Annotated in this window: 28 protein-coding genes and 1 pseudogene; 23 read left to right on the forward strand and 6 right to left on the reverse strand. The window is 38.5% G+C overall.

Annotated elements, in window-relative coordinates; genetic code table 11:
• Positions 1-2: 2 nt before the first annotated feature.
• The 7 genes and pseudogenes from AB986_RS17145 to AB986_RS17175 all read left to right on the forward strand — a co-directional run.
• Positions 3-278 (forward strand): annotated as a pseudogene (locus AB986_RS17145) (DUF1292 domain-containing protein); the annotation flags it as partial.
• Positions 279-502: 224 nt separating this feature from the next.
• Complete coding sequence (gene mltG / locus AB986_RS17150) at positions 503-1,657, forward strand: endolytic transglycosylase MltG (RefSeq protein ID WP_048312689.1); 1,155 nt, start codon at positions 503-505, stop codon at positions 1,655-1,657.
• Between the two features lie 85 nt (positions 1,658-1,742).
• Positions 1,743-2,387, forward strand: a complete 645-nt coding sequence (locus AB986_RS17155; protein WP_048312690.1) for an O-methyltransferase — start codon at positions 1,743-1,745, stop codon at positions 2,385-2,387.
• A gap of 57 nt (positions 2,388-2,444) precedes the next feature.
• Entirely contained in the window at positions 2,445-3,083 is a 639-nt protein-coding gene (udk, locus tag AB986_RS17160) for a uridine kinase (RefSeq protein WP_201779290.1), read from the forward strand.
• Between the two features lie 82 nt (positions 3,084-3,165).
• On the forward strand, positions 3,166-3,642 hold the full coding sequence (gene greA, locus AB986_RS17165; protein WP_048312694.1) for a transcription elongation factor GreA: 477 nt from the start codon (positions 3,166-3,168) through the stop codon (positions 3,640-3,642).
• A gap of 98 nt (positions 3,643-3,740) precedes the next feature.
• The gene (locus AB986_RS17170) at positions 3,741-5,468 is read left to right on the forward strand and encodes a peptidoglycan D,D-transpeptidase FtsI family protein (RefSeq protein WP_048312696.1); all 1,728 of its coding nucleotides are present in this window, start codon (positions 3,741-3,743) and stop codon (positions 5,466-5,468) included.
• Between the two features lie 83 nt (positions 5,469-5,551).
• A complete protein-coding gene (locus tag AB986_RS17175; protein ID WP_053216232.1) occupies positions 5,552-6,220 on the forward strand; it encodes a YrrS family protein in 669 nt (222 codons plus the stop codon).
• 46 nt (positions 6,221-6,266) lie between these two features.
• Here AB986_RS17175 and AB986_RS17180 read toward each other — a convergent pair whose 3' ends face one another.
• Positions 6,267-6,473, reverse strand: coding sequence for a DUF2536 family protein (locus tag AB986_RS17180; RefSeq protein ID WP_048312700.1), 207 nt, complete (start codon positions 6,471-6,473; stop codon positions 6,267-6,269).
• Between the two features lie 159 nt (positions 6,474-6,632).
• Here AB986_RS17180 and AB986_RS17185 point away from each other — a divergent pair, with 159 nt between their 5' ends.
• The 6 genes from AB986_RS17185 (at position 6,633) to AB986_RS17210 (ending at position 11,031) form a co-directional block, all read left to right on the forward strand.
• A complete protein-coding gene (locus tag AB986_RS17185) occupies positions 6,633-7,271 on the forward strand; it encodes a class I SAM-dependent DNA methyltransferase (protein WP_048312702.1) in 639 nt (212 codons plus the stop codon).
• A 19-nt stretch (positions 7,272-7,290) separates the two neighbouring features.
• Positions 7,291-7,995, forward strand: a complete 705-nt coding sequence (gene mtnN / locus AB986_RS17190; protein WP_048312704.1) for a 5'-methylthioadenosine/S-adenosylhomocysteine nucleosidase — start codon at positions 7,291-7,293, stop codon at positions 7,993-7,995.
• Positions 7,988-8,455: an S-ribosylhomocysteine lyase gene (locus AB986_RS17195; protein ID WP_048312706.1), complete on the forward strand. Its 468-nt coding sequence runs from the start codon at positions 7,988-7,990 to the stop codon at positions 8,453-8,455. Before mtnN ends, AB986_RS17195 begins: the two co-directional genes overlap by 8 nt.
• Positions 8,456-8,469: 14 nt before the next feature.
• The gene (locus tag AB986_RS17200) at positions 8,470-9,393 is read left to right on the forward strand and encodes a PLP-dependent cysteine synthase family protein (RefSeq protein ID WP_048312707.1); all 924 of its coding nucleotides are present in this window, start codon (positions 8,470-8,472) and stop codon (positions 9,391-9,393) included.
• A 3-nt stretch (positions 9,394-9,396) separates the two neighbouring features.
• Complete coding sequence (locus tag AB986_RS17205) at positions 9,397-10,530, forward strand: bifunctional cystathionine gamma-lyase/homocysteine desulfhydrase (protein WP_048312709.1); 1,134 nt, start codon at positions 9,397-9,399, stop codon at positions 10,528-10,530.
• 267 nt (positions 10,531-10,797) lie between these two features.
• Positions 10,798-11,031 (forward strand): YrhC family protein, encoded by a 234-nt coding sequence (locus AB986_RS17210; RefSeq protein ID WP_048312711.1) that lies wholly within the window; start codon positions 10,798-10,800, stop codon positions 11,029-11,031.
• Between the two features lie 73 nt (positions 11,032-11,104).
• On the opposite strand, the gene AB986_RS17215 is transcribed toward AB986_RS17210, so the two are convergent.
• Both AB986_RS17215 and AB986_RS17220 read right to left on the reverse strand, forming a co-directional pair.
• Positions 11,105-11,794 carry an OmpA/MotB family protein gene (locus tag AB986_RS17215; RefSeq protein WP_048312712.1) on the reverse strand — a complete coding sequence of 230 codons (690 nt, stop codon included), beginning with the start codon at positions 11,792-11,794 and terminating at the stop codon, positions 11,105-11,107.
• The gene (locus tag AB986_RS17220; RefSeq protein ID WP_048312714.1) at positions 11,791-13,320 is read right to left on the reverse strand and encodes a hypothetical protein; all 1,530 of its coding nucleotides are present in this window, start codon (positions 13,318-13,320) and stop codon (positions 11,791-11,793) included. The genes AB986_RS17215 and AB986_RS17220 overlap by 4 nt, the downstream gene beginning before the upstream one ends.
• Before the next feature lie 509 nt (positions 13,321-13,829).
• Between AB986_RS17220 and AB986_RS22470 the strand changes: the two genes are divergently transcribed.
• From AB986_RS22470 to AB986_RS17235, 6 genes are all read left to right on the forward strand, one after another.
• The gene (locus tag AB986_RS22470; RefSeq protein WP_161797397.1) at positions 13,830-13,976 is read left to right on the forward strand and encodes a hypothetical protein; all 147 of its coding nucleotides are present in this window, start codon (positions 13,830-13,832) and stop codon (positions 13,974-13,976) included.
• A 25-nt stretch (positions 13,977-14,001) separates the two neighbouring features.
• Positions 14,002-14,148: a hypothetical protein gene (locus tag AB986_RS22475; RefSeq protein ID WP_161797398.1), complete on the forward strand. Its 147-nt coding sequence runs from the start codon at positions 14,002-14,004 to the stop codon at positions 14,146-14,148.
• 120 nt (positions 14,149-14,268) lie between these two features.
• Entirely contained in the window at positions 14,269-14,412 is a 144-nt protein-coding gene (locus AB986_RS22480) for a hypothetical protein (RefSeq protein WP_161797399.1), read from the forward strand.
• A gap of 152 nt (positions 14,413-14,564) precedes the next feature.
• Entirely contained in the window at positions 14,565-15,377 is an 813-nt protein-coding gene (gene nadE / locus AB986_RS17225) for an ammonia-dependent NAD(+) synthetase (RefSeq protein ID WP_048312958.1), read from the forward strand.
• A 93-nt stretch (positions 15,378-15,470) separates the two neighbouring features.
• Positions 15,471-15,911: a hypothetical protein gene (locus AB986_RS17230; RefSeq protein ID WP_053216233.1), complete on the forward strand. Its 441-nt coding sequence runs from the start codon at positions 15,471-15,473 to the stop codon at positions 15,909-15,911.
• A gap of 100 nt (positions 15,912-16,011) precedes the next feature.
• Entirely contained in the window at positions 16,012-16,458 is a 447-nt protein-coding gene (locus AB986_RS17235; protein WP_048312717.1) for a hypothetical protein, read from the forward strand.
• Positions 16,459-16,510: 52 nt separating this feature from the next.
• Here the strand turns inward: AB986_RS17235 and hmpA are convergent, their stop codons facing one another.
• Positions 16,511-17,725 (reverse strand): NO-inducible flavohemoprotein, encoded by a 1,215-nt coding sequence (hmpA, locus tag AB986_RS17240; RefSeq protein WP_048312718.1) that lies wholly within the window; start codon positions 17,723-17,725, stop codon positions 16,511-16,513.
• Positions 17,726-17,920: 195 nt separating this feature from the next.
• On the opposite strand from hmpA, the gene AB986_RS17245 reads away from it, so the two are divergent.
• The 4 genes from AB986_RS17245 to AB986_RS17255 all read left to right on the forward strand — a co-directional run bounded on the left by AB986_RS17245 (position 17,921) and on the right by AB986_RS17255 (position 19,771).
• A complete protein-coding gene (locus AB986_RS17245; RefSeq protein WP_048312721.1) occupies positions 17,921-18,364 on the forward strand; it encodes an Rrf2 family transcriptional regulator in 444 nt (147 codons plus the stop codon).
• A gap of 48 nt (positions 18,365-18,412) precedes the next feature.
• A complete protein-coding gene (locus AB986_RS22485; RefSeq protein WP_161797400.1) occupies positions 18,413-18,568 on the forward strand; it encodes a hypothetical protein in 156 nt (51 codons plus the stop codon).
• 133 nt (positions 18,569-18,701) lie between these two features.
• Positions 18,702-19,415 (forward strand): RNA polymerase sporulation sigma factor SigK, encoded by a 714-nt coding sequence (gene sigK, locus AB986_RS17250; RefSeq protein ID WP_048312723.1) that lies wholly within the window; start codon positions 18,702-18,704, stop codon positions 19,413-19,415.
• 125 nt (positions 19,416-19,540) lie between these two features.
• Positions 19,541-19,771 carry a WYL domain-containing protein gene (locus AB986_RS17255; RefSeq protein WP_048312725.1) on the forward strand — a complete coding sequence of 77 codons (231 nt, stop codon included), beginning with the start codon at positions 19,541-19,543 and terminating at the stop codon, positions 19,769-19,771.
• Positions 19,772-19,903: 132 nt separating this feature from the next.
• Here AB986_RS17255 and AB986_RS17260 read toward each other — a convergent pair whose 3' ends face one another.
• On the reverse strand, positions 19,904-20,650 hold the full coding sequence (locus tag AB986_RS17260) for a GDSL-type esterase/lipase family protein (RefSeq protein WP_053216234.1): 747 nt from the start codon (positions 20,648-20,650) through the stop codon (positions 19,904-19,906).
• Positions 20,651-20,766: 116 nt separating this feature from the next.
• Complete coding sequence (yfkAB, locus tag AB986_RS17265; RefSeq protein ID WP_048312728.1) at positions 20,767-21,888, reverse strand: radical SAM/CxCxxxxC motif protein YfkAB; 1,122 nt, start codon at positions 21,886-21,888, stop codon at positions 20,767-20,769.
• Positions 21,889-21,918: the final 30 nt, after the last annotated feature.

The raw sequence follows: 21,918 nt of genomic DNA on the forward strand, positions 1-21,918 counted from the left end.
AGGTGAAAAACATGGAGGAAAAAGAACGCATTATCATTCCAGACGAAAACGGTGATGAGCATCTATTTGAAGTTCTCTTTACTTTCGATGTAGAAGAGAATGGACATTCTTATATGACAGTCGTCCCTGCTGACCAAGCGGATAGTGAAGACGAAGTAGAAGTCTACGCTTTTCGTTACGAAGAAGAAGACAATGAAGAACGTGACTACAAATTATTCCCTATCGAGTCAGATAAGGAATGGGAAATCGTTGAAGAAATGCTTAACACTTTCTCTGAAGAGGAAGAAGAAGGCGACGAATAATAGCATTAAGAAGCTACCGGTGAGAGCATCGGTAGCTTTTTTCTTTTGTGAAAAAGTTACCGATTTTTAGGAAATGACTACAAAGCTTCAAGGGGAACTTGTATAATACATAATGGAGAAAAATTGACGAAGGTTGGCATTACTGCTGATAATATGTCGACTTATAGTATAATAGGAAAGAGTGAAAGGGGGCCACGGCGTTGTCTGATTTTAAAGACTTATATAATGAGAAGCTATTGAAGCGCCAGAATGAGAATCAAACTGTACGAAAAATCGTATTTATTATTTTATTGCTTTTGACCATAACGGTGGCTGCCGTTATTACAGGTGGTTATTTCTACATGAAAAATATTCTTGAGCCTGTTAAACCTGATAGCAATGAGAGTATGACTGTTACAATTCCGATCGGCTCATCAACTTCCTCAATCGGTAATACGCTTGAAGAAGAGGGAATAATCAAGGACGGTACCGCGTTTCGCTATTACGTTAAATACAAAAACGAGAGCGGTTTTCAAGCTGGTGACTATGAGCTTTCCCCTTCGATGACAATGGATGAAATTATCTCAATCATGAAAAGCGGGAAAGTAATGAAAGACGCAGTGGCAAAAATATCTGTTCCTGAAGGAATCTGGCTTGAAGACATCGCTGCTCGAATTGCAAAGGAATTAGATTTAGAGCAAGAAGATGTCATGAATCAACTAGATGATGAAGAGTATGTACAGGCATTAATCAATGAATACTGGTTCTTAACTGACGATGTACTTCAAGATGATATACGTCATCCACTAGAAGGTTATCTTTTCCCAGCAACATATGATTTTGTAGAAGAGCCTTCAGTCGAGAAAGTAGTAAAGGAAATGTTAGACAAAACTGATCGAGTTCTGGGAGCTTATCGATCTGAAATAGAAGATCGTGATTACTCTATTCATGAGATGATGACGCTAGCTTCAATTATTGAAGAAGAGGCATCTGCTGAGGCAGATCGCACGAAGATTTCAAAAGTATTTTACAATAGACTAGAAGAAGACATGATTTTACAGACTGACCCTACCGTAGTTTACGCTAGAGGTAAGCAATCAGGTGAAATTACTCAAAAAGACCTTGACCGAGAGTCACCTTATAATACGTATACGGTAAAAGGTCTTCCTGTTGGCCCGATTGCAAATCCTGGTGAATCTTCTATTGTATCTGCTATTGAGCCTGCTGATACAGATGCACTTTATTTCTATGCTCGTCCGAGCGGTGAGACTCTCTTCTCAAAAACAAATGCCGAGCACAATAAAAAAGTGGCTAAATATAAGAATGAGTGGGAAGAGTATTATAAGAAGAAAGAAGAAGAGCAAAAAGAAGAATGAAAATTTATGGGGAATGGAGAGATAGGCTACCATTCCCCTTTCAATTATGATAAAATTATTCGGGTTACATGAAGGAGGACCAATCATGATATCCGATCATGTTGAACAATATCTGGAATCTTTGCGACCAAAACGAGAAGGATTAGTAAAAGAGATGGAAGTGTATGCTATAGAGAATAATGTTCCCATTATGGAGCAGACAAGTCTTGCAGTGATGCTACAGCTTTTGTCTTTTAAAAAGCCTGACCTCATTTTGGAAATTGGAGCAGCGATCGGCTACTCAGCGATAAGGATGGCTGATTTACTGCCTGATACGACTATTATTACCGTAGAACGTGATGAAACGCGTTATAGAGAAGCGGTAGCAAATATTGAAAAAGCAGGATACTCAGAACGCATTACAATTTTATATGGAGATGCATTTGAGCTCGCCGATGAGCTTAAGCGTTTTGGACCGTATCAAGCGTTATTTATTGACGCAGCTAAAGGGCAGTACAAGCGGTTCTTTGATGAATTTTTTGACGTTGTAGAAGAACAAGGGATTGTCCTTTCTGATAATATTTTGTTTCGAGGTATGGTAGCTGAAGAAGAGATACAAGAGAAACGCTTCAGATCTATGGTTAAGAAGCTTCGTCATTATAATGAATTTTTAATGTCTCATCCTGATTTGGACACAACGATCTATCCTGTTGGAGATGGACTTGCTGTCAGTCAGCGATTAAACTCATGATGAAGGAAAACCGACGTGCGATCGTACGAGCGGTTTTTCTATAATAGAAGGGGAAGGATTATGGTTAATAGACCTGTTGTAATTGGAGTTGCCGGAGGTTCTGGTTCCGGAAAAACCACCGTAACGAGAGAGATATTTAAACAATTTGCTGATCAATCAGTTCTTGTCATTGAACAAGACTCTTATTATAAAGATCAAAGTGAGAAATCAATGCCAGAGCGATTAGGAACGAATTACGATCACCCACTCGCTTTTGACAATGACCTACTAATTGAACATGTTAAAGAGTTGATGTTATACAACTCGATTCAAAAACCTGTCTATGACTATACAGTTCACACAAGATCTGATAAAATTATCCCTGTCGAACCAAAAGATGTCATTATTTTGGAAGGTATCCTTATTCTTGAAGATGAACGTCTTCGCGATTTGATGGATATTAAGTTATTCGTGGATACTGATTCAGATCTAAGAATATTAAGAAGAATGGTACGGGACATACGAGACAGAGGAAGAACACTTGATTCTGTTGTAGAACAGTATACATCAGTAGTCCGACCAATGCACCTACAGTTTATTGAACCGACTAAGCGTTATGCTGATATTATTGTTCCAGAGGGTGGCCAGAACAGAGTCGCAATTGATCTGATGGTTACAAAGATTCATACAATACTTGAAGAAAAAGCAATGCTATAAGGATAAAACGAGGTATAATTACCTCTTTTTTTCATACAGTTTATTACGATAAATGCCCCTAATTGATGAAGGAGTGAAAGAAATGGCAGAGGATAAAAAATATTATATGACCCAGGATGGGAAAGAGAAACTTGAGAAGGAGCTTGACCTTCTTAAAACAGAAAAAAGAAAAGAAGTTGTTGAGCGTATTAAAATAGCTCGAAGCTTTGGAGATCTTTCTGAGAACTCTGAATATGACGCTGCAAAAGATGAACAGGCGTTTGTTGAAGCGCGCATCACAACTGTTGAAAATATGATTCGTAACGCAGAAATAATTGAAGAAGATAACAGTGCTTCTAGTGTTGTTTCAATCGGGAAACGTGTTAAATTCGTTGAAATTCCTGATGGTGATGAAGAAGAATATATTATCGTAGGTAGTGCTGAGGCGGATCCATTTGAAGGCAAGATTTCAAACGATTCTCCAATGGCAAGAAGCCTACTAGGTCGTCAAATTGGAGAGAAAGTTAATGTTCAAACTCCAGGTGGCGAGATTCGAGTAGAAATTCTAGAAGTTAAGTAAATAGTAGTCAGATGAAGAGACAGCCATATTGGCTGTCTTTTTTTGTTGTGAGTTTGAAAAGTGGGACATCGGTCGAAACTCATATAGAGGTGAAACATATGAGAAGGAAAAGGATGAAGGGAATTGGAATATTGTTTTTATGTGGATTCCTAATTCTGATCGGTCGTCTTGTCCAACTTCAAATAATTGAAACAGAATCCTATTCCAAACAAAATATAAACCTTATTGAGGCGAGCATCAATCAGCGTACACAATCATATGTGCTTGATGATGGTAGAGGAACATTGCTTGATAAAAATGGTACACCATTGAGTGACACCACCCCATCTCTTGTTCTTTTTCCTTTTCTAAAGGATAGAGAGTGGCCGATTGAAGTAGTCGCATCAATTGTTAATGAATCTCCTAATAAACTGGAGAAAGCTTTTGAAGGTAAAAAACAGCCTTTCATCTATAAGACAGGTCTATCCGTACAAGAGATGGAGAAAATCAATCAATTAAGTACACCTGGCGTTTACGCCGTATTTAAACCGGGTGTGGAAGGACAGTTAGCAGGTCACGTTATTGGTAGTGTGAGACCGAACCCTGAACTTGTTAAATCAAAGTATCCAGACAAATGGGATGAAGGATTGATTGATGAAAATACAAAAATAGGCATTTCTGGTCTGCAATTAGCGTTTGATCCATTTCTACTATCTGAAGGAGATACAACTCTTCTTTATCATGCTGATCGACAAGGAAATCCTTTACTAGGACTTGATGTGAAAATGTTCTCTACATCAGATTCATTCTACCCACTTCAAATTAAGACAACACTTGATTTAGACATTCAAAATGCTTTAGAACGAGCAGTTGATGAGTCAGGTATTACAAATGGTGGAGCTGTATTAATCGATATTGAAACAAACAATCTTTCTGGAATGGTTAGCCGACCCCTATTCAATACAGAAGATCCACTGGGGGCTGGTGCAGTAAATCAGATGTTAAAAGGTTATTTTCCGGGTTCTGTTTTCAAAACCGTTGTTTTAGCTGCTGCATATGAACAAGGAGTTTCTACAAGTCGAACATTTGATTGTGATAGGAATTTATACCGAGATGGACCAGGAAATCGAGAACTAGGCACGTTAAATCTGAAAAACAGTTTTGCGGTAAGTTGTAATGCAGCCTTTACAGAGCTTGCCGAAGAATTAATCAAAAAGGACCCTAACTTTATGGAGAAGACAGCAGAGAAACTTGGTATTGGTTCGACCGTTGGATGGGAAGATCTGCTTTATCATTATGAAGATTTTAAACAATTTCCTGACGAATCGAATCCTGTTTTCTTTAAGAGTGAGAAAGATAAATCAGTGAAGAAAGCGATCGATCAAACGGCGATCGGTCAGTTAAATGTGAAGCTGAGTCCGCTAGCCATCGCAAATATGATGTCTACAATTGCTAGAGGAGGAGAGCCGAAACAAGTAAGAGTGGTAAGTGACATTCTGTATAGAAATCACTCAACATTTTTAAGTTTTAATGAAAAAAGTGCTGGTAAAGATCAATTATCTAACAAAGTAGTAAAATCTCTTCAACAATCACTACGAGAAGTAGTCGTAAGTGGAACAGGCCGCTCTTATTTGAGTGATTTGCCTTTTGATGTTGCTGGGAAATCTGGAACTGCAGAGCTTGGTGAGAACGTTCCATATGATCATCAGTGGTTTGCAGGATATTTTCCATACGATTCGCCTCGTTATGCGCTTGTAGTGGTAGACTTTGAACGAAAAGAAAAGCAATATCGAGTATATGAGGCTTTTTCAAAGATTGTTACGCAGCTATATAAAAATGAGAGATAATTACGAAATAAAAGTCAAGCCTTCTACGAATCCTTTAGAGATGATAGAATAAGAACAACAGTTAAATAGAGGAGTGGATGGGCGTGAGATCGCGATATGGTGACCGTCATTCAAAGAGAAAACAAAATATAGTATTAAACAGTTTAATTGGAATTGTGCTTGCGGTAATTCTAGTACTCGTTGCAAACATCTTCTTTTTTGGAGATAGTCCAGAGCAAACGGTAAGTCAAGATCAGCAAACAGCTCAATCTGATACAAACGAAGAATCGAATAGTAGTGAAGATGCCGTTACTTCTGATGAAGCGGACTCAGAAGATTCAGAGTCGAATAACTCAAAATCAGCTGATCAAGATAGTACGGACGAAGAAAGTGCTGAAGAAGATAAGACTAAGGAAGAAAATAAAGACAAAGAAAAAGAAGACAAAGAAGATGAACAAGCTGAACAAAAGCCAGGCGAACCGAACCTTGAGGGTCCATGGGAACCTGTAGGTACTTCGCAGTCTAAAAGTGAAAACCATGCATCAAGTTACGATAAAGGTAGTGTAGATTGGAATGAAAAGCTACGAGCAGTGGAGTCTGTAACTGGATTTCCTCCTGAAGATATGGTCGTTCATTGGTTAGGTGGAAATGGTGGTCCCCAAAAATCAAAAGCAACAGTAAGTCAAAAAGGGGTTAATGACACAAAATATTACGTAGAGCTTGAATGGGTAGACGAAAAGGGTTGGAAAGCAGTAAGTGCTACCAAGAAATAATAATAAAGAAGGCAAAATCCAGATATCTGGATTTTGCCTTCTTTTTTTACTTTGCCTTAAAATGAACAACTGCTGAATAGTAAGGGTGACCTGTTTTCTCGTGTGTAACAGAATGATGCTGAACATTGTGCACTTGAAGAAGTAAAGCACGATTGTTATCAATCTGTATTTGAATTTTCTTCTCAATTTCTTCAAGAGAAAAGCCTTCAAAAAATTCTACTTTATCATCGATACGTTCGAGTGAAAAACTCATTTTGTTGCCTCCTTCTAATCTATCCACGTAACAGTTTACACATATTTGTTAAAACAGACAAATTGATAATCGAAAAAGAATGTGATAAGTTAGAACTATAATGCATATTATTCATACCTTAATAGTATGAATTAAAACAAAGAAAGCGATGTGAAAGTAATGGGAAGAGAGTTTATTGATTTGTTTGAGCGCTGGGCTGATTCATACGATACGACAGTTTCAGGTCAGGATGAAGAATACCGAGATGTTTTTAAAGGGTATGATGGTATTCTGTCTGCAGTTGCTCAAACTTCCTCAGGTCATGTTCTTGAATTTGGAGTTGGAACTGGAAACTTAACTTCATTATTACTTAAAAATGGGCTGACCGTAACAGGTGTGGAACCATCGAAAGCAATGAGGGAAAAAGCCAGTGAACGTTTACCATCATTAACAATTTACGATGGTGATTTTATGAACTTTCCAAAACTTTCTTCACCTGTTCAAACGATCGTGAGTACGTATGCATTTCATCACCTAACAGATGAAGAGAAAGATAAGGGCATTCACAAATATAGCCAACTGCTGGCTCAAAATGATAAAATTGTATTTGCGGACACAGTATTCCAAGATGAGAATGCTAAATTACAAATGCAACAACATGTGAAGGCAAAAGGTTATTTGAATTTACTTCAAGATCTACAAACTGAGTACTACACAACGATTCCAGTGCTAGAGGAATTGTTTCAAAAGCACGGGTTTCAAGTAACCTTCACTCAACTAAATGATTTTGTTTGGTTGATGGAGGCAGTCAAAATTTGAACAGGTAAAGGAGTACATTATGAAGATCGGTATTATTGGAGCTATGGAGGAAGAAGTTAGAATTTTGCGGGATCGCCTAGATGACCGCGAGGAACAAATTATCGCAGGATCAGAATTCACTACAGGTCGTATTGATGGGCAGGATATTGTTCTCCTTAAATCAGGGATTGGTAAAGTGAACGCTGCCATCGGAACAACACTCATGAATCAACTATTTAAACCAGATTATATTCTAAACACAGGATCTGCAGGTGGATTTAATCCAAATCTTAAAGTAGGCGATATCGTCATTTCTAGTGAGGTTCGTTACCACGATGTAGATGCGACTATATTTGGTTACGAATACGGCCAGGTTCCACAAATGCCGGCTCTTTACGAACCGGACACAATGCTTGTTGAAGCTGCTGAAAGAAGTGCAGAGAAAGTAACAGAGCATCAAGTGATTAAAGGGATGATCGCGACTGGCGATTCATTCATGAATGACGCAGATCGAGTAGATTATGTTAGGTCAAAACTTACGAATCTTGATGCTGCTGAAATGGAAGCTGGGGCTATTGCTCAGGTTTGCTATCAATTCGGCACTCCTTTTGTAATAATACGCTCTTTATCTGACATAGCTGGTAAGGAATCTAACATCTCATTTGAAGAGTTTCTAGACACAGCTTCCATTAATTCAGCAAATCTTATCTTAAATCTAGTGGAGGAGTTGAGAAAGAATGGCTAAAAAAATGAACGTAGAAAGTTTTAATCTAGATCACACAAAAGTTGCTGCCCCTTATGTACGTCTTGTAGGTGTTACAAAAGGTCCTAATGGTGATGAAATTTATAAGTATGATATTCGCTTTAAACAACCAAACAAAGCACATATGGAAATGGCCGGACTCCACTCCATTGAACATCTAATGGCAGAGAACATTCGTAATCATATGGAAAACGTAGTGGATATTGGTCCTATGGGTTGTCAGACTGGTTTCTACTTAGCCGTATTAAATCATTCTAACTACGATGAAATTCTAGAAGTACTAGAGAAAACGCTTCAAGACGTTCTTAACGCAGATGAAGTCCCTGCATGCAACGAAGTACAGTGCGGATGGGCTGCAAATCATAGTTTAGAAGGAGCAAAAGAAATTGCAGACGAGATGCTCTCATATCGTGATGAATGGCATATCGTCTTCGCTGAATAGGAAGGTCATACTCAATGGAAATCTATAATAATGTGCACGAGCTCGTCGGCCGTACTCCGGTAATCGAGCTCCATCATTTTGATTTACCTGAGGGGGTTCGGCTATTCGCGAAGCTTGAGTTCTATAACCCGGGAGGTAGTATTAAAGACCGCTTAGGTCAAGAATTACTGCAGGATGCGATTGATTGTAATCGAATAGCACCGGGTGGAACATTCATTGAACCAACTGCAGGAAATACTGGTATCGGCTTAGCCCTCGCGGCAGTAAATCGAGGGTACAAAGTGATGTTCGTCGTTCCTGAGAAGTTCAGTATGGAGAAACAGGATTTAATGAGAGCCCTAGGTGCACAAATTGTTAATACGCCTACTGAACTTGGAATGAAAGGTGCAATTGCGAAGGCTAAAGAGCTTCATCATGGTCTGCCAAATTCCTACATGCCACAGCAATTTGGTAATCCTGCAAATCCTCTTACCTATTACAAAACACTTGGTCCAGAGCTTTTCAATCAATTGGACGGTGAATTAAATGTTTTCGTAGCTGGTGCAGGGACAGGTGGCACTTTCATGGGGACTGCGCGGTATTTGAAAGAACAAAATGAGGATATCCGGACTGTTATTGTTGAACCTGAAGGATCCATCCTTAACGGGGGAGAATCTTGTCCACACAAAACAGAAGGGATTGGGATGGAATTTCTACCTGACTACATGGATGATGCTTATTTTGATGGAATTCATACAGTAACAGATGAGGTGGCTTTTAGAAGGGTAAAGGAACTTGCTGAGAAGGAAGGACTTCTAGTGGGAAGCTCTTCAGGTGCGGCACTTGAAGCTGCACTAATTGAAGCGAGGCAAGCCAAACCTGGCACAAATATAGCAACCATATTTCCAGATAGTAGTGAAAGATACTTAAGTAAGAAGATTTATCAGGGAGGCATTTAAGCAATGAAGCCAAAGACAAAGCTAATTCACGGAGGTATTACCGGAGACCCACATACAGGCGCGGTATCGGTTCCTATTTACCAAGTTAGCACATATAAACAAGAAGCTGTTGGGAAGTTCAACGGTTATGAGTATTCACGTACTGGTAATCCGACACGAAATGCACTTGAGGAGCTAATTAAGGACCTTGAGAATGGTGTTGCAGGCTTTGCGTTTGGTTCAGGCATGGCCGCTATCTCTTCAGTTATGATGCTATTTAAATCAGGCGATCATGTAGTTATGACTGATGATGTATATGGTGGAACATATCGTGTTATGACGAAGGTGTTAAATCGTCTTGGGATTGAATCGACATTTGTAGACACAACAGATCTTAATGTTGTAAAAGAAGCGATTCAAGAAAATACAAAAGCTATCTATGTTGAAACACCAACGAATCCTTTGCTGAAAGTAACCGATATTCAAGCGATTTCTAACCTTGCTAAAGAGAACAATCTCTTATCGATCGTTGATAATACATTTAACACACCATATTGGCAAAACCCGATCGATCATGGCGCTGACATTGTACTTCATTCAGCGACCAAATATCTAGGTGGGCATAGTGATGTAGTTGCTGGTCTTGTTGTCGTCAATTCAAAAGAGCTTGCAGAAGAAGTTCATTTTGTGCAAAACTCTGCTGGCGCGATTCTAGGGCCACAAGACTCATGGTTACTCATTCGAGGTTTGAAAACGCTTGGTGTCCGTATGGAAGAGCATGAGAAGAACACTGCAAAAATCGTGAAGTTCTTAAGTACTCATCCAGCTGTAGAAAAAATTTATTATCCTGGTTTAAGTACTCATCCAGGTAATGATATTTCGGTGAATCAGTCTAGAGGCTTTGGTGGTATGGTATCATTCGATATCGGCAGTGCTGAAAAAGCAGATGACCTGTTAAGCAAAGTGAAGTATTTCACTCTTGCTGAAAGCTTAGGCGCGGTTGAAAGCTTGATTTCAGTACCAGCAAGAATGACTCACGCTTCTATTCCAAAGGATCGCCGAGAGGAGCTTGGTATTACAGAAGGGCTCGTTCGTATTTCTGTAGGACTTGAAGATGCAGATGATCTTATTGAGGATTTATCAAAAGCTTTAGGATAGTAGATAGCGGGGCGGAACGCTTGAGCCTCCTCGTCGCTAACGCTTCTGTGGGGTCTCACCGGTCCCGCTAGTCCCGCAGGAGTCGAGCATCCTTCCGCTCCAATTAGATAAGTGTGGTTTTTTACTCAATAATTATTTCAAAGCACACAATCTATTAGAAAAGAGCCTTTATCAAAAACATAGGCGTGTCCATCAACTGGTAAGAGTTACATCTCTCCATGCATCCTTTCATATGATAGAATAAGAGGTAGGAGAGGTGAGCGCGTTATGAAGCAACTTCATGAAAAAATGACAGATTATAAACGTTTCGCGTTTGTTTTGCTTAGTTTAAGTGTTTTCTTATACATTGGGTCTTTTCTTCCAGTTGAAGGGAAGTCAGACGGTGGAACGCTCATTTTGACTGGTGGAGGCTTTCTTCTAGTAGGTATTGCACTATTTTTCTATTCACGTGCAATAGCCATTCAGAGAAAATTAAATGAACATGAAGATATAAGTAAATAAGTTAGTTATAAAGAGCCACTTCCATTAGGAAGTGGCTCTTATTGTATGGTAATCATGAGATAAGTGTATGTGTTTAATACGTCATGATTTCTTTTAGACGTCCTTGCCACTTTTCATCGTCGAGAATAATTTGAAAAGAGATGCGTCGATTTTTCTTATAAGCTTCATTTGTATTTTCAGCAATAACAGGCTTATATTCAGAATAACCTGTTGCGGCGAGGTACTTTGCATAATCAGGTGTTGAAAGTCGCGGATTTGCTTTCATTAATTCTTTTACAACCGCAACGGAACGGTCCGCTGAAAGTGTCCAATTATCATAAGGGACTTTATCTGTATGACCTTCAATTAGAATGATATATAGATATTGGCTAATGTCTTTTTCATCTATTAAATTGGCAAATACATCTGCTAAGTCGTTAAGTACTTTTTTGCCTTCTGGACTAATTTCAGCACTACCAGTATCGAATAAAATATCTCCCTCAACAGATATCGTATTATTGGGACCACGAACAACTTGATCTTTCCCTACATTTTCCTCAAGCTGGTTTTCTATTAAATCACTAATATGTTTTTTAACATCCGCGACTTTTGCGAGTTCTTGCTTCATTACCGTTTGATCATAAGCGTCATAAATCATCTGAACAAAAGCAATGATGGCAATGAAAAGCATAACAAGAACGATCATTGCCATCATATCAGCGAAACTTGGCCAATAATGCTCTTCATCACTTTGTATCTGAAATCTTCTCTTTCTATTCTTCATCGGTTATCACTGATTATTCGAGATGGCATAGGCTGAGTTGGTGATTGTCTTCTTACTTGTTCCTCATACAGCCGAAGTTGAAGCTGATAGGATTCAGAGAGTTGATGTTGAATATCTTTTAGTTCGCGAGCAAGGCCCTGATACAGGGAGTCTAGACTGTTCGATAGCGACCTCATCTCGTGCTGAAGAGGCTGATCACGTTCCATTTTATGAATAATAGGTTCAAGAGCTTCACGTTTGATCTTATCAAGCGATGTATACCATGCTTTCTCTAGTTGGGAAACGGACTCTGCAAAATCCTGCGACGCTCTTCCATATTGATTCTGTTTATCTTGATAACGATAATACCATTCATCCTGCATTTGGTGAACGCGACGTTCAAGTTCTTCTTGTGAACCCTGATACCGCTGCATTTGTTCATCAAGTCCTCTTAAATAATTCTGACCTGTTTCCTCCGCCTTTTTCTGCGTTTCTTTTATTAGCTGATCAGAACGTTGCACAAGCTGTTCGAACTTGCGTTGTCCAGTCTCATGATGCCTTGATAGCGCTTGAAGCTGATTCTCTAGCGTTTTCAGTTTGTTTCCTAGCTCAAGAATACCATTAGTAGCTTTTTCTTGTACGCCGTCTAATTGGGTAAAAGATTCTTGAAGCTTGATACTAAAAGTTTCGAGTGTAGAAGTGCTATTCGAAAATTGTTCTGTATAGGTTCGTTGAGAAGTTAAAATCGCTTGAACTTCCTTCATAGCTTGATCCAACCCAGAAGTGAAGTGAACCATACTAGAGGAGAAATCACCAAGTGTTTCTTGAAAACTATCTTGAATTCGCCCTGCTAAACGGTCTAAGATACGCTCCATTTCGTCATGAGGCTTTTCTTGAGATAGACTTGCATTCAGGTTGTGATCAAGAAGAGATTCACAGTCTGATATAATTTTTTCTAAATAATAAGCAGTTGTTCGCCCTCCAGTTAAGACACCATTCTGGATCAGTGTTAGAAAGAGTGCATTCCCAATTCCTGCGATACTTGTAATGAACGCTACACTCATTCCTTGAAACGGACTAGAGATAGCTTCTATCACAGAAGCGAGGTTCAAATTCGCATCATCAGGTCTTTGGGACAAAAACATGAGCGTCTCTTGCATAGAGGAAATCGCCATCGTTAACCCAATGAACGTACCAAGTATTCCGATAATGATGGAGGTAGGTGGAAGTTGTTGCATAAATCTCATGACACCACCAGCTGGTACACGAACAAAGCCAAAGAGTGGAACGGATTCTTTGAAGAAATGTTTTTCAATAAGTGCCTGCGTGTTTACTTGAGAAACGCCAGCAAGGTGATAAGTTTTGTATTCTTTCATGACATTCTGAATCCAAGGAGCAGTATAAGAATTTGATTCACTTTGTTGTTCGGCATTTTCAATATCTCTTAGCCATTGTTTCATTTGCAAGCTAATCTGAATGGTAGCTGTAACACCCAAAATAGCAAGAAAACCAATGATAAAAAGCACGATTGTCGTAACATTGAGCATGTTCTCACCTCCGCTTTGTATATATGTATGTCCTACATGACAGAACTTTCTTCCTTTCTTGTGAAGTGCTGATAGAAGGTGAGGGTGTAAATAATTGTCGAAAAAGATAGTATTAATAAAATATTTGATTAATTTAGTAAAAAAGGTTTACAAAGGAAATGGAGATGGATATACTTACCTATGAAAACAATATGAAAAAAGGAGGTCGAACAGAATGGTGAACATTTCAATGGATTTAACTACTGTTGCTACAACTAAATATGTCTACTCTGTTCGACTCGGTCCTCTATAAGAGGGTATCCTTTTTTACTAACGGATTGAAAAGCCGCAGGTCGACGCCTGCGGTATTTCTATGCTTTTTTTGCCGCAGGAACATGTCCTGTGGCTTTTTGTATCCAAATTTTGAGAGGAGGAAAAGAAATGAGCATTGGAAAAACAAGTGTTGGAAAGCAATATCAGAGGAGAAAATGGGTCCCCTGAAATAATAGAAAAGAAGGGAGGTCGTTAACATGCTACCATTCCATTTACTGATCATAACAAGAGTGAAGAGCGTCTTCAGAAGAAGCTTATCTTCAGAACTGCATCAGCACTCAATTCATAATCGTTTGGCTGAAGATGAAAGCAAACGATACCGTGCTTCGATGTGGCTATCCTAATTTAAACTAAAAAGGAGAAATGATCATGTTAACGATAAACTTAATATTTGTAACGATTGGCATCCGTGTTCACGAGAGAACAATGAGAGAAGAAAAGCATTATGTACGAGTGAAGGGGCAAATGGAACGCAAAACAGAGCGAATCACCGAAAATCAGCCCTGGTTATTCTAAAATTATAAATTAGAAAGGAAGATGAAAATGAAAGCACCGAATCAATTAGCGATACAAGAATGGATGACCGTAGAGAAAGGGTTGACCTGAAAGGAATTAACAAGAAAGGAGTGGAGTGGAGTGACTTTAAATCTATTGTTTGCTACAATCACAGTCTCAATTAAGCGTAGTCGGAAATCGCTTGATCAGGAGTTAGACGTTGTTCGAAAAAAAGGCTTGATTGAATCAAACCAATATAAACAAAGTTTCTATATCCATCATTAATCCGATAAGACAGGGTTCTCCCTGTCTTTCTACATAATCGTTAGATGCGCCAACCTGTTTTTTGAAATGAGTGAATGGGTATTGATAAGTAGAGCAGAATGTATAAAAATAAGAAGTGCGTTAGAGAAAAGGAGTGACTAGAAATGAGAGAAATACAAAAAGAAATTGTACAAGAGCTTGGTGTAAAACCTTCAATTGATGTGAAAGAAGAGGTTGATAAGAGGATTGATTTTCTAAAAGCTTATCTCAAAAAAAGTGGAACAACTGGGTTTGTTCTCGGGATTTCTGGGGGACAGGATTCTTCTCTCTCTGGTCGATTAGCACAGCTTGCTGTTGAGCAACTTCGTGAAGAAGGAACGGAAGCCTCGTTTATTGCAGTACGACTTCCTTACGGAGAACAAAAAGATGAAGACGATGCACAGGCAGCGTTAAAGTTTATTAAACCAGATCAAACGGTTACGATTAATATTAAACCAGCTGTAGATGCTTCGGTATCTACCTATTTAGAAGCAACAGGAAATGAACTTACTGACTTTACGAAAGGTAACAACAAAGCTAGAGAGCGTATGGTCGCACAATACAACATTGCAGGCGATGAAAAGAAGCTTGTCATAGGAACGGATCATGCAGCAGAAGCTGTAACGGGATTCTATACGAAGCATGGAGATGGAGCTTGCGATATTACACCTTTATTTGGACTAAATAAACGGCAGGGTAGAGCCATTCTTGAACATTTTGGCATGCCTGAGCATCTAGTTGATAAGGTGCCTACCGCAGACCTCGAAGATGATCATCCTGCTCTTCCAGACGAAGAAGCGCTTGGAGTAAGCTATGATCAAATAGACGATTACCTTGAAGGAAGAGAAGTCGATGAGAAAGCTGCAAGGACAATTGAAGGCCACTTTGTGAAAACAAGGCATAAGCGTAATATGGCTGCTACCATTTTTGATAACTGGTGGAAATAAGGATGATAAGAGACCTGAATAAGGTCTCTTCTTTTTGAATATAACTAGTTGTAGAGTTTCGCTATTTTAACGGCAATGAAGGGGAAATCGAATGTGAAAAAGAAAGAACATCACTTTCAACAAATCATTCGTAAATTACAAGAAGTTTCGGGATTAGATGTGGACATTTTAGTAGAAGATCATTTTCCTGGAAGGCGTATGATTGGAGGAAAGTATTCGTTAGAAACGAATAGGGTTACAATTTATCTTGAGGAAATAAGAAAACAGTGCTTTCGTCTTTTCGGATCTGAAGAGAAATTGATGGATTACTTTGCGGTTATTCTTGCACACGAACTTGGTCACGCAGCCGATCAGAGTTTGCTTGAGTTATCAATGGTACGAGCAGGTAAGATGGAGAAGCAAAAGAGAAATCAACTTTCCATTAAAATTGAAGAGAACGCATGGATGTATGCGAAAAAGCTTGTTCCTGATCTCCAACCTATCCTAACCGTTGTGATGGAGCAATCGTTAGCTATATATAAAATAGAGGAATAAAATAAAAAGAATTTTCAAACAATGTATACAAAATTTGATTACCTTGTTAAGATAAATAAAAATCTGATTCACAGCCATTCTATGTAAAGGTGTGAATGTAATGAAGGTAATCAAAACGTATTACCCGAAAGTAAAGGCAATCGAACTGTTCATGTCTATCGTGTATGGTATTGTTGTTTGCTTTGGCACCCTATTACTATGGTTTAAAGGTGATTTAACAATTGAACGATGGCAAACCTTCATGCTGATTGGGCTCATTTATGTTTCGTATTGTGCGTTATTAAGCTTTTGTATTAGAACTCAGCGAATTGAGCTGACAGAGTATGGGATTGAACATAGGTTATTGGGGTTAAGTCGGAGAAGCGTGGCTTTCACCTCTGTGAAGACTGTGAATTTCGGAAAAGTAAACGGATCACCTGTTGTAGCAATCGAAAATAACTATAACCATAAATCAATTTTCGTACCGTATATACCTTTTGAGCAAGACTGGGATGAAATTAGTACTTATATTAAGGAGCGAAATGGAAAAGTTATTATTAGCATGTAAAGAAGCGCCAATTAGGCGCTTCTTTTTTTAATTGATAAGTAGGTTTACCTTATTATTCCATTGACTGTTGAAGTGCTACCGCTGGACCAAAGAATTCATAGTGCATCTGATTTTCTTCAACACCAAGTTTGATTAATGCTTCCTTCACTGCTTTCATAAATTGGAGCGGCCCACAGAAATAGTAGTGTGTATTTGGCTCTAGTGACAGGGTCTCACTCAGCCACTCGCGATCAACAAATCCCTCTTTGTGAAAAATTCGATTGTTGTGATCTTCCTGCGTAGGAGATTCGTAACACACAAAATATTCGAGAGAAGGGTGATTGAGGCTCGACACTTCCTCTTGAAACGCATGGACACTTCCATTTAGTGATGCATGAATAAAGGTTGTTTTTCTATCTTGTAGGACACTACTTTTCAGCATGCTGAGCATTGGTGTAATTCCAACACCTCCGCTCAATAATACGATAGGGGTAGACTCGTCTTCCAAATAGAAATCCCCAGCAGGTGCTGTAATGCTTAATGTATCACCTATGTTTACATGGTCATGTAAGTAATTAGAAACAATTCCGTCTGGTTTAGAAGGGTTCTTCTCCTTTTTAACAGAGATTCGATAGTAAGATTTATCAGGCGCGTCAGAGAGGCTGTACTGACGAATATGTGTAAATTCATCATCAGGAATTTCAAGCTTTACACTAATGTATTGCCCAGATTTGAATGAAGCGATAGGCTTACCATCAACAGGTTTTAAATAAAACGAGGTGATAACTTCACTTTCCTGTTCTTTACGATCAACAACAAAGTTGCGTTCCTCATCCCACCCTCCAGGCTGTTTAGCAGCTTCTTCATACATCTCATTTTCAACTTCAATAAACACGTTCGCAATGACTCCATATGCCTCTTCCCAAGCTTGCAAGATTTCATCTGTAGCATCATCTTTAAGCACGTCTTTAATGGCTTTTAAGAGGTACTCACCAACAATAGGATAATGTTCTGGTTTAACACCAAGACTTCGGTGTTTATGAGCTACTTGTTTAACGACTGGCAGGATTGCTTCTAATTGATCAATGTGTTTAGCTGCGGCATAAACTGCGTTAGCAAGTGCTTCTTGCTGCCTTCCTTGTTTTTGATTCGCATGATTGAAGATATTTAGTAGTGCAGGATGGTTCTTAAAGAGCATGTTATAAAAGCGTTTTGTAATTTCAGTACCGTGAACTTCTAGAACAGGGACAGTGGACTTAATCGTTGTGATGGTATTGGTTGATAACATGAAAATAACCTCCATTAAAATAAGATGTATTTATAATATATCTTTATGATATCGGCTGTTAGGTTTATAAGCAATATATAAAATACATCTTTAACGAAATGGTCACAACTAAACGAAAGCAAGAGAAAAGCCATGGATTAGGAGATGTGATAAAATAGGCCTATGAACATTGGAGTGAAATGAGGCTGAATCATTATGCGTTTAACAAATTATACAGACTATTCCCTAAGAATGCTGATTTATCTAGGAAGTATGAAGAATGGTAAGTTAGCCAGTATACAAGAAATCGCAAATGCTTATCAAATATCTAAAAATCATCTAATGAAAGTAGCACATGAGCTTGGGAAAAAGGGCTATATAGAAACAATTCGAGGTAGGAATGGTGGTTTGCGACTTGCACACCTACCTGAGGAAATCAATATTGGAGAAGTTGTAAGAAGCACAGAAGAAGATTTTAATTTAGTTGAGTGTTTTGATAAGGAGAACAATACATGTGTGATAAGTCCTGCATGTCGCTTGAAACATGTCCTTCATAACGCTTTATCAGCTTATTTTGAAGTACTAGATGGCTATCAACTTTCTGACTTGATTGTAAATGATACGACGCTAATGAAGTTGCTCACTACAAACAGAGAGTAGCAATAATATCCTAGATGAATACACTGCCATTAGAGGAGTGTGGCAGGTATGGAATGGTTTGAACTAATCGGTCTTGGTGGAATAATTACGACTTTTGCGATTATCCGATTAAAATATGGCCGTAATTCTGCTCATCATCGCTATTTAAGAGAAGAAGTTATGCTGGAGAAGTGGTCGAGAGAAAAGAAAATAAATCGTGAGTAATATCCTAGACGCAACGGGCTATCCGGAGCGTTTTTTCTTTTTTGGAATGGGAATTAATCGGGACAGACACAACCGAGTAGGTCCATACATAAACTTAAATTAAAGTAACAGCCCATAATTGGGAGGTGAGTATGTGTCGTTACTGGCAGCGCTTGCTTACGTGTGTAAGGAAGTTCTTTTCTTTGTCTCTTTTGTTAAGAACAATGCTTTTCCTCAGCCTCTTTCAAGAAAAGATGAACGAAAGTATTTAGAATTGATGGCAGAAGGAGATGAAGATGCAAGAAATCGCCTCATCGAACATAATCTAAGGCTAGTTGCTCACATCGTGAAAAAGTTTGAGAATACTGGAGAAGACCCAGAAGATTTAATCTCAATAGGTACAATCGGGCTGATTAAAGCAATAGAGAGCTATTCAACAGACAAAGGTACAAAGTTAGCAACCTATGCAGCTAGGTGTATTGAGAATGAAATTTTGATGCATTTACGCGCTCTTAAGAAAACGAAAAAAGATGTTTCTTTACATGATCCGATCGGTCAGGACAAAGAAGGAAATGAAATCTCTCTCATTGATGTTCTTAAGGCTGAAACAGAAGACATTGTAGAACTTATCCAACTTAACATGGAAAAGAAAAAAATCTATGAGTATATTCATATCCTTGATGACAGAGAGAAGGAAGTTATTGTTGGACGCTTTGGATTGACTCTTGAAAAAGAACTCACTCAACGTGAAATAGCCAGGCAACTTGGGATTTCAAGAAGCTATGTGTCCCGAATAGAAAAGCGTGCTTTGATGAAACTTTTCCATGAATTCTATCGCAATCGTAAAGAAAAAGAGAGTGGTTCATAACCCTGCTTAGCAGGGTTTTTTTGCATTTTAATCAAAACCCAAGAGGACATAGTTAGAATTAGTGGTAAGGAACGTTTGTTCGTCATATAATAAGAACAAATGATCGTATAGAGGAGAGAACAATTATGCAAAGCATGATGCGGAAAGCACTACTTGAGCAGGAGCCAGTTGAAATCATTTATTTATCAAAAGACAATGTAACAACTCAACGATTGGTGACATTGCATAGTATGAATGAGCATGAAGCAACAGGCTATTGTCATCTGAGGAGGTGCGTGAGGACGTTTAAACTTGAGCGTGTCCTTTCCGCTTATCCTTATCAATTTAGGACAAAAAAGAAACAATTATATGTGTAATATATTCGAGTACAATAAATAGCTATGAAGGTCTCCCTTCATAGCTATTTATAAGGTGGTCATTATTAATTTAACACAAAAAAGCGAAAAAGCAATAAAGTCATAAAGATAAATCGTTTACTTAGAGTGTTATTACGATTCATCTTTGTCATTTGTATTATAAGTGGATAGGATTTTACGGGTCCACACTTTATAACCTTCTCCATTTAGGTGAAGACCATCGAAAGTATAGTTTTTGTTCAGTTGGCCAAATTCCACTAAGTCATTGTAGATATCTATATACTGGTAATTATAGAGGGAAGAGAGTGCTTCAAGGCGCTCATTCAGTTCTTTAATGACAGGATTCTTTAGTCGGTGCCCAGTTAATGCTGTGTTCACAGGAAAAACGCTCTGAACATATACTTCTGTGTTTGGTGAATTAGTCTTAAGAGTATCAAGAATTTGCTTGTAATTAGTCTCAATTTTATTTATTGATTGGCCTGCGATCATATCGTTTATTCCAATTAATAGATACACGCGATCTGGTTTTGCTTTAATAACTTCATCCAGGCGATTCAATACTCCTGTCGTCGTATCTCCAGCAATTCCTCGATTCAATACTCTAAAATCGCTTAGTGCTTCACCCCACTCATAATAATCTGTAAGGCTATCACCAAGAAAAATCGTTTCGCTGTCTTGGTGAGTATAAGAGTCGTAAATACTCTTTTTGGTTTGATAATACTTCGTATAATAAGTAATGTTTTTCTTCTTGGATTCTGAATCATTCTCTGGCATCTCATTTGCATTGGTTCTTAGAAATTCGGTTTGGTTCTCTGCCAATGCAAGTAAGATTGCAAGTGAACTAACCATCAGAACGAGAATCCACATTCTTCTTTTCAAAACAATCACACTCCTATAGATTACGATAGGTATTATACCCTATCTTCACTTCAGTGAAAGGTAAAAGTGTAATTATACTCGAAAAATGAGTAAAAAAACCCCCTAATTTAAGAAAATTAGAGAGAAAGTTTCGTATTTTGTTCTAGAAAATCAATATCTTGATAGTAAGCATCTTTAACGAGAAGGTTTGGACCAAGACACTTGACTGCCGGGCAATGGCAGCTAATACTTTTAGCGACTTTACTAGTGATCCACTTTGAATAAGCATCATTTAGACTCGTATCTTTAATGTTTCCTAGTGGTGGTGTGTCACCGAAATCCGTCACAATGATATCCCCATCAAAAATATTCATATTTAAGCGAGATCGACCATCGGGATCATTTCGCACAGTGACATTTTTTTCGTTGTATAATCGTTCAAGTAGTTTCAAATCTTCTGAATTTGAACTACAAGGATAGAAGGGTAGTGTGCCAAATAAGAGCCAAACATTTGGATCACGATGATCCAAAAGACGGTGAATACCTTCACGCATTTCTTCTAGTGATGCAATATCTAAATCTGATGCGAAGTCAGAAGGGTACATCGGATGGACTTCATGTCGTTGACAGCCCATATCTGCAATTTGGCGATGGATATTCTCTATATTTGGAAGCGTTCTTCTGTTAATCATCGTTTCTGCAGAAACGATCACTCCCTGTGAAGTTAAATTCTGTGCATTTTCGACCATGCGATGGAAATAGGCTTCCCGTTGTTCGATTGATGGTTTTCGATCCATTACAGCAAATCCGATATCTGTGAAGTCTTCAATGCTTCCATAATTATGAGAGATGTGTAATACATCAAGATAAGGCAATATGTGATCATATCGCTTCCGATCAAGCGTTAGATTCGAATTAATTTGTGTTCGTGCGCCCCTTTCATGAGCGTATTTCAGAAGTGGTACTACGTATTGCTTTACCGATTTCATTGAAAGCATCGGTTCACCGCCTGTAATACTCAATGCACGTAGTTGTTTAACCTCATCAAGTCTACTTGTTAGTAGCTCAATAGGAAGTGGATCTGGGTCCTTTGATTGAAGGGTGTATCCAACTGCACAATGTTCGCATCTCATATTGCATAACGTTGTGGTGGTAAGTTCTATATTGGAAAGGACCATATTCCCATGTTCTTCAACATCCATATAAGCTTCCCACGGGTCATAAGTGGGAGTAATTGTCTTCATAGATTTTTCTATCATAAAATCGACCCCTTTATGTAATTAACAAGA

Source organism: Guptibacillus hwajinpoensis (genome assembly GCF_001039475.1).
Taxonomy (GTDB): Bacteria; Bacillota; Bacilli; order Bacillales; family Guptibacillaceae; genus Guptibacillus; species Guptibacillus hwajinpoensis.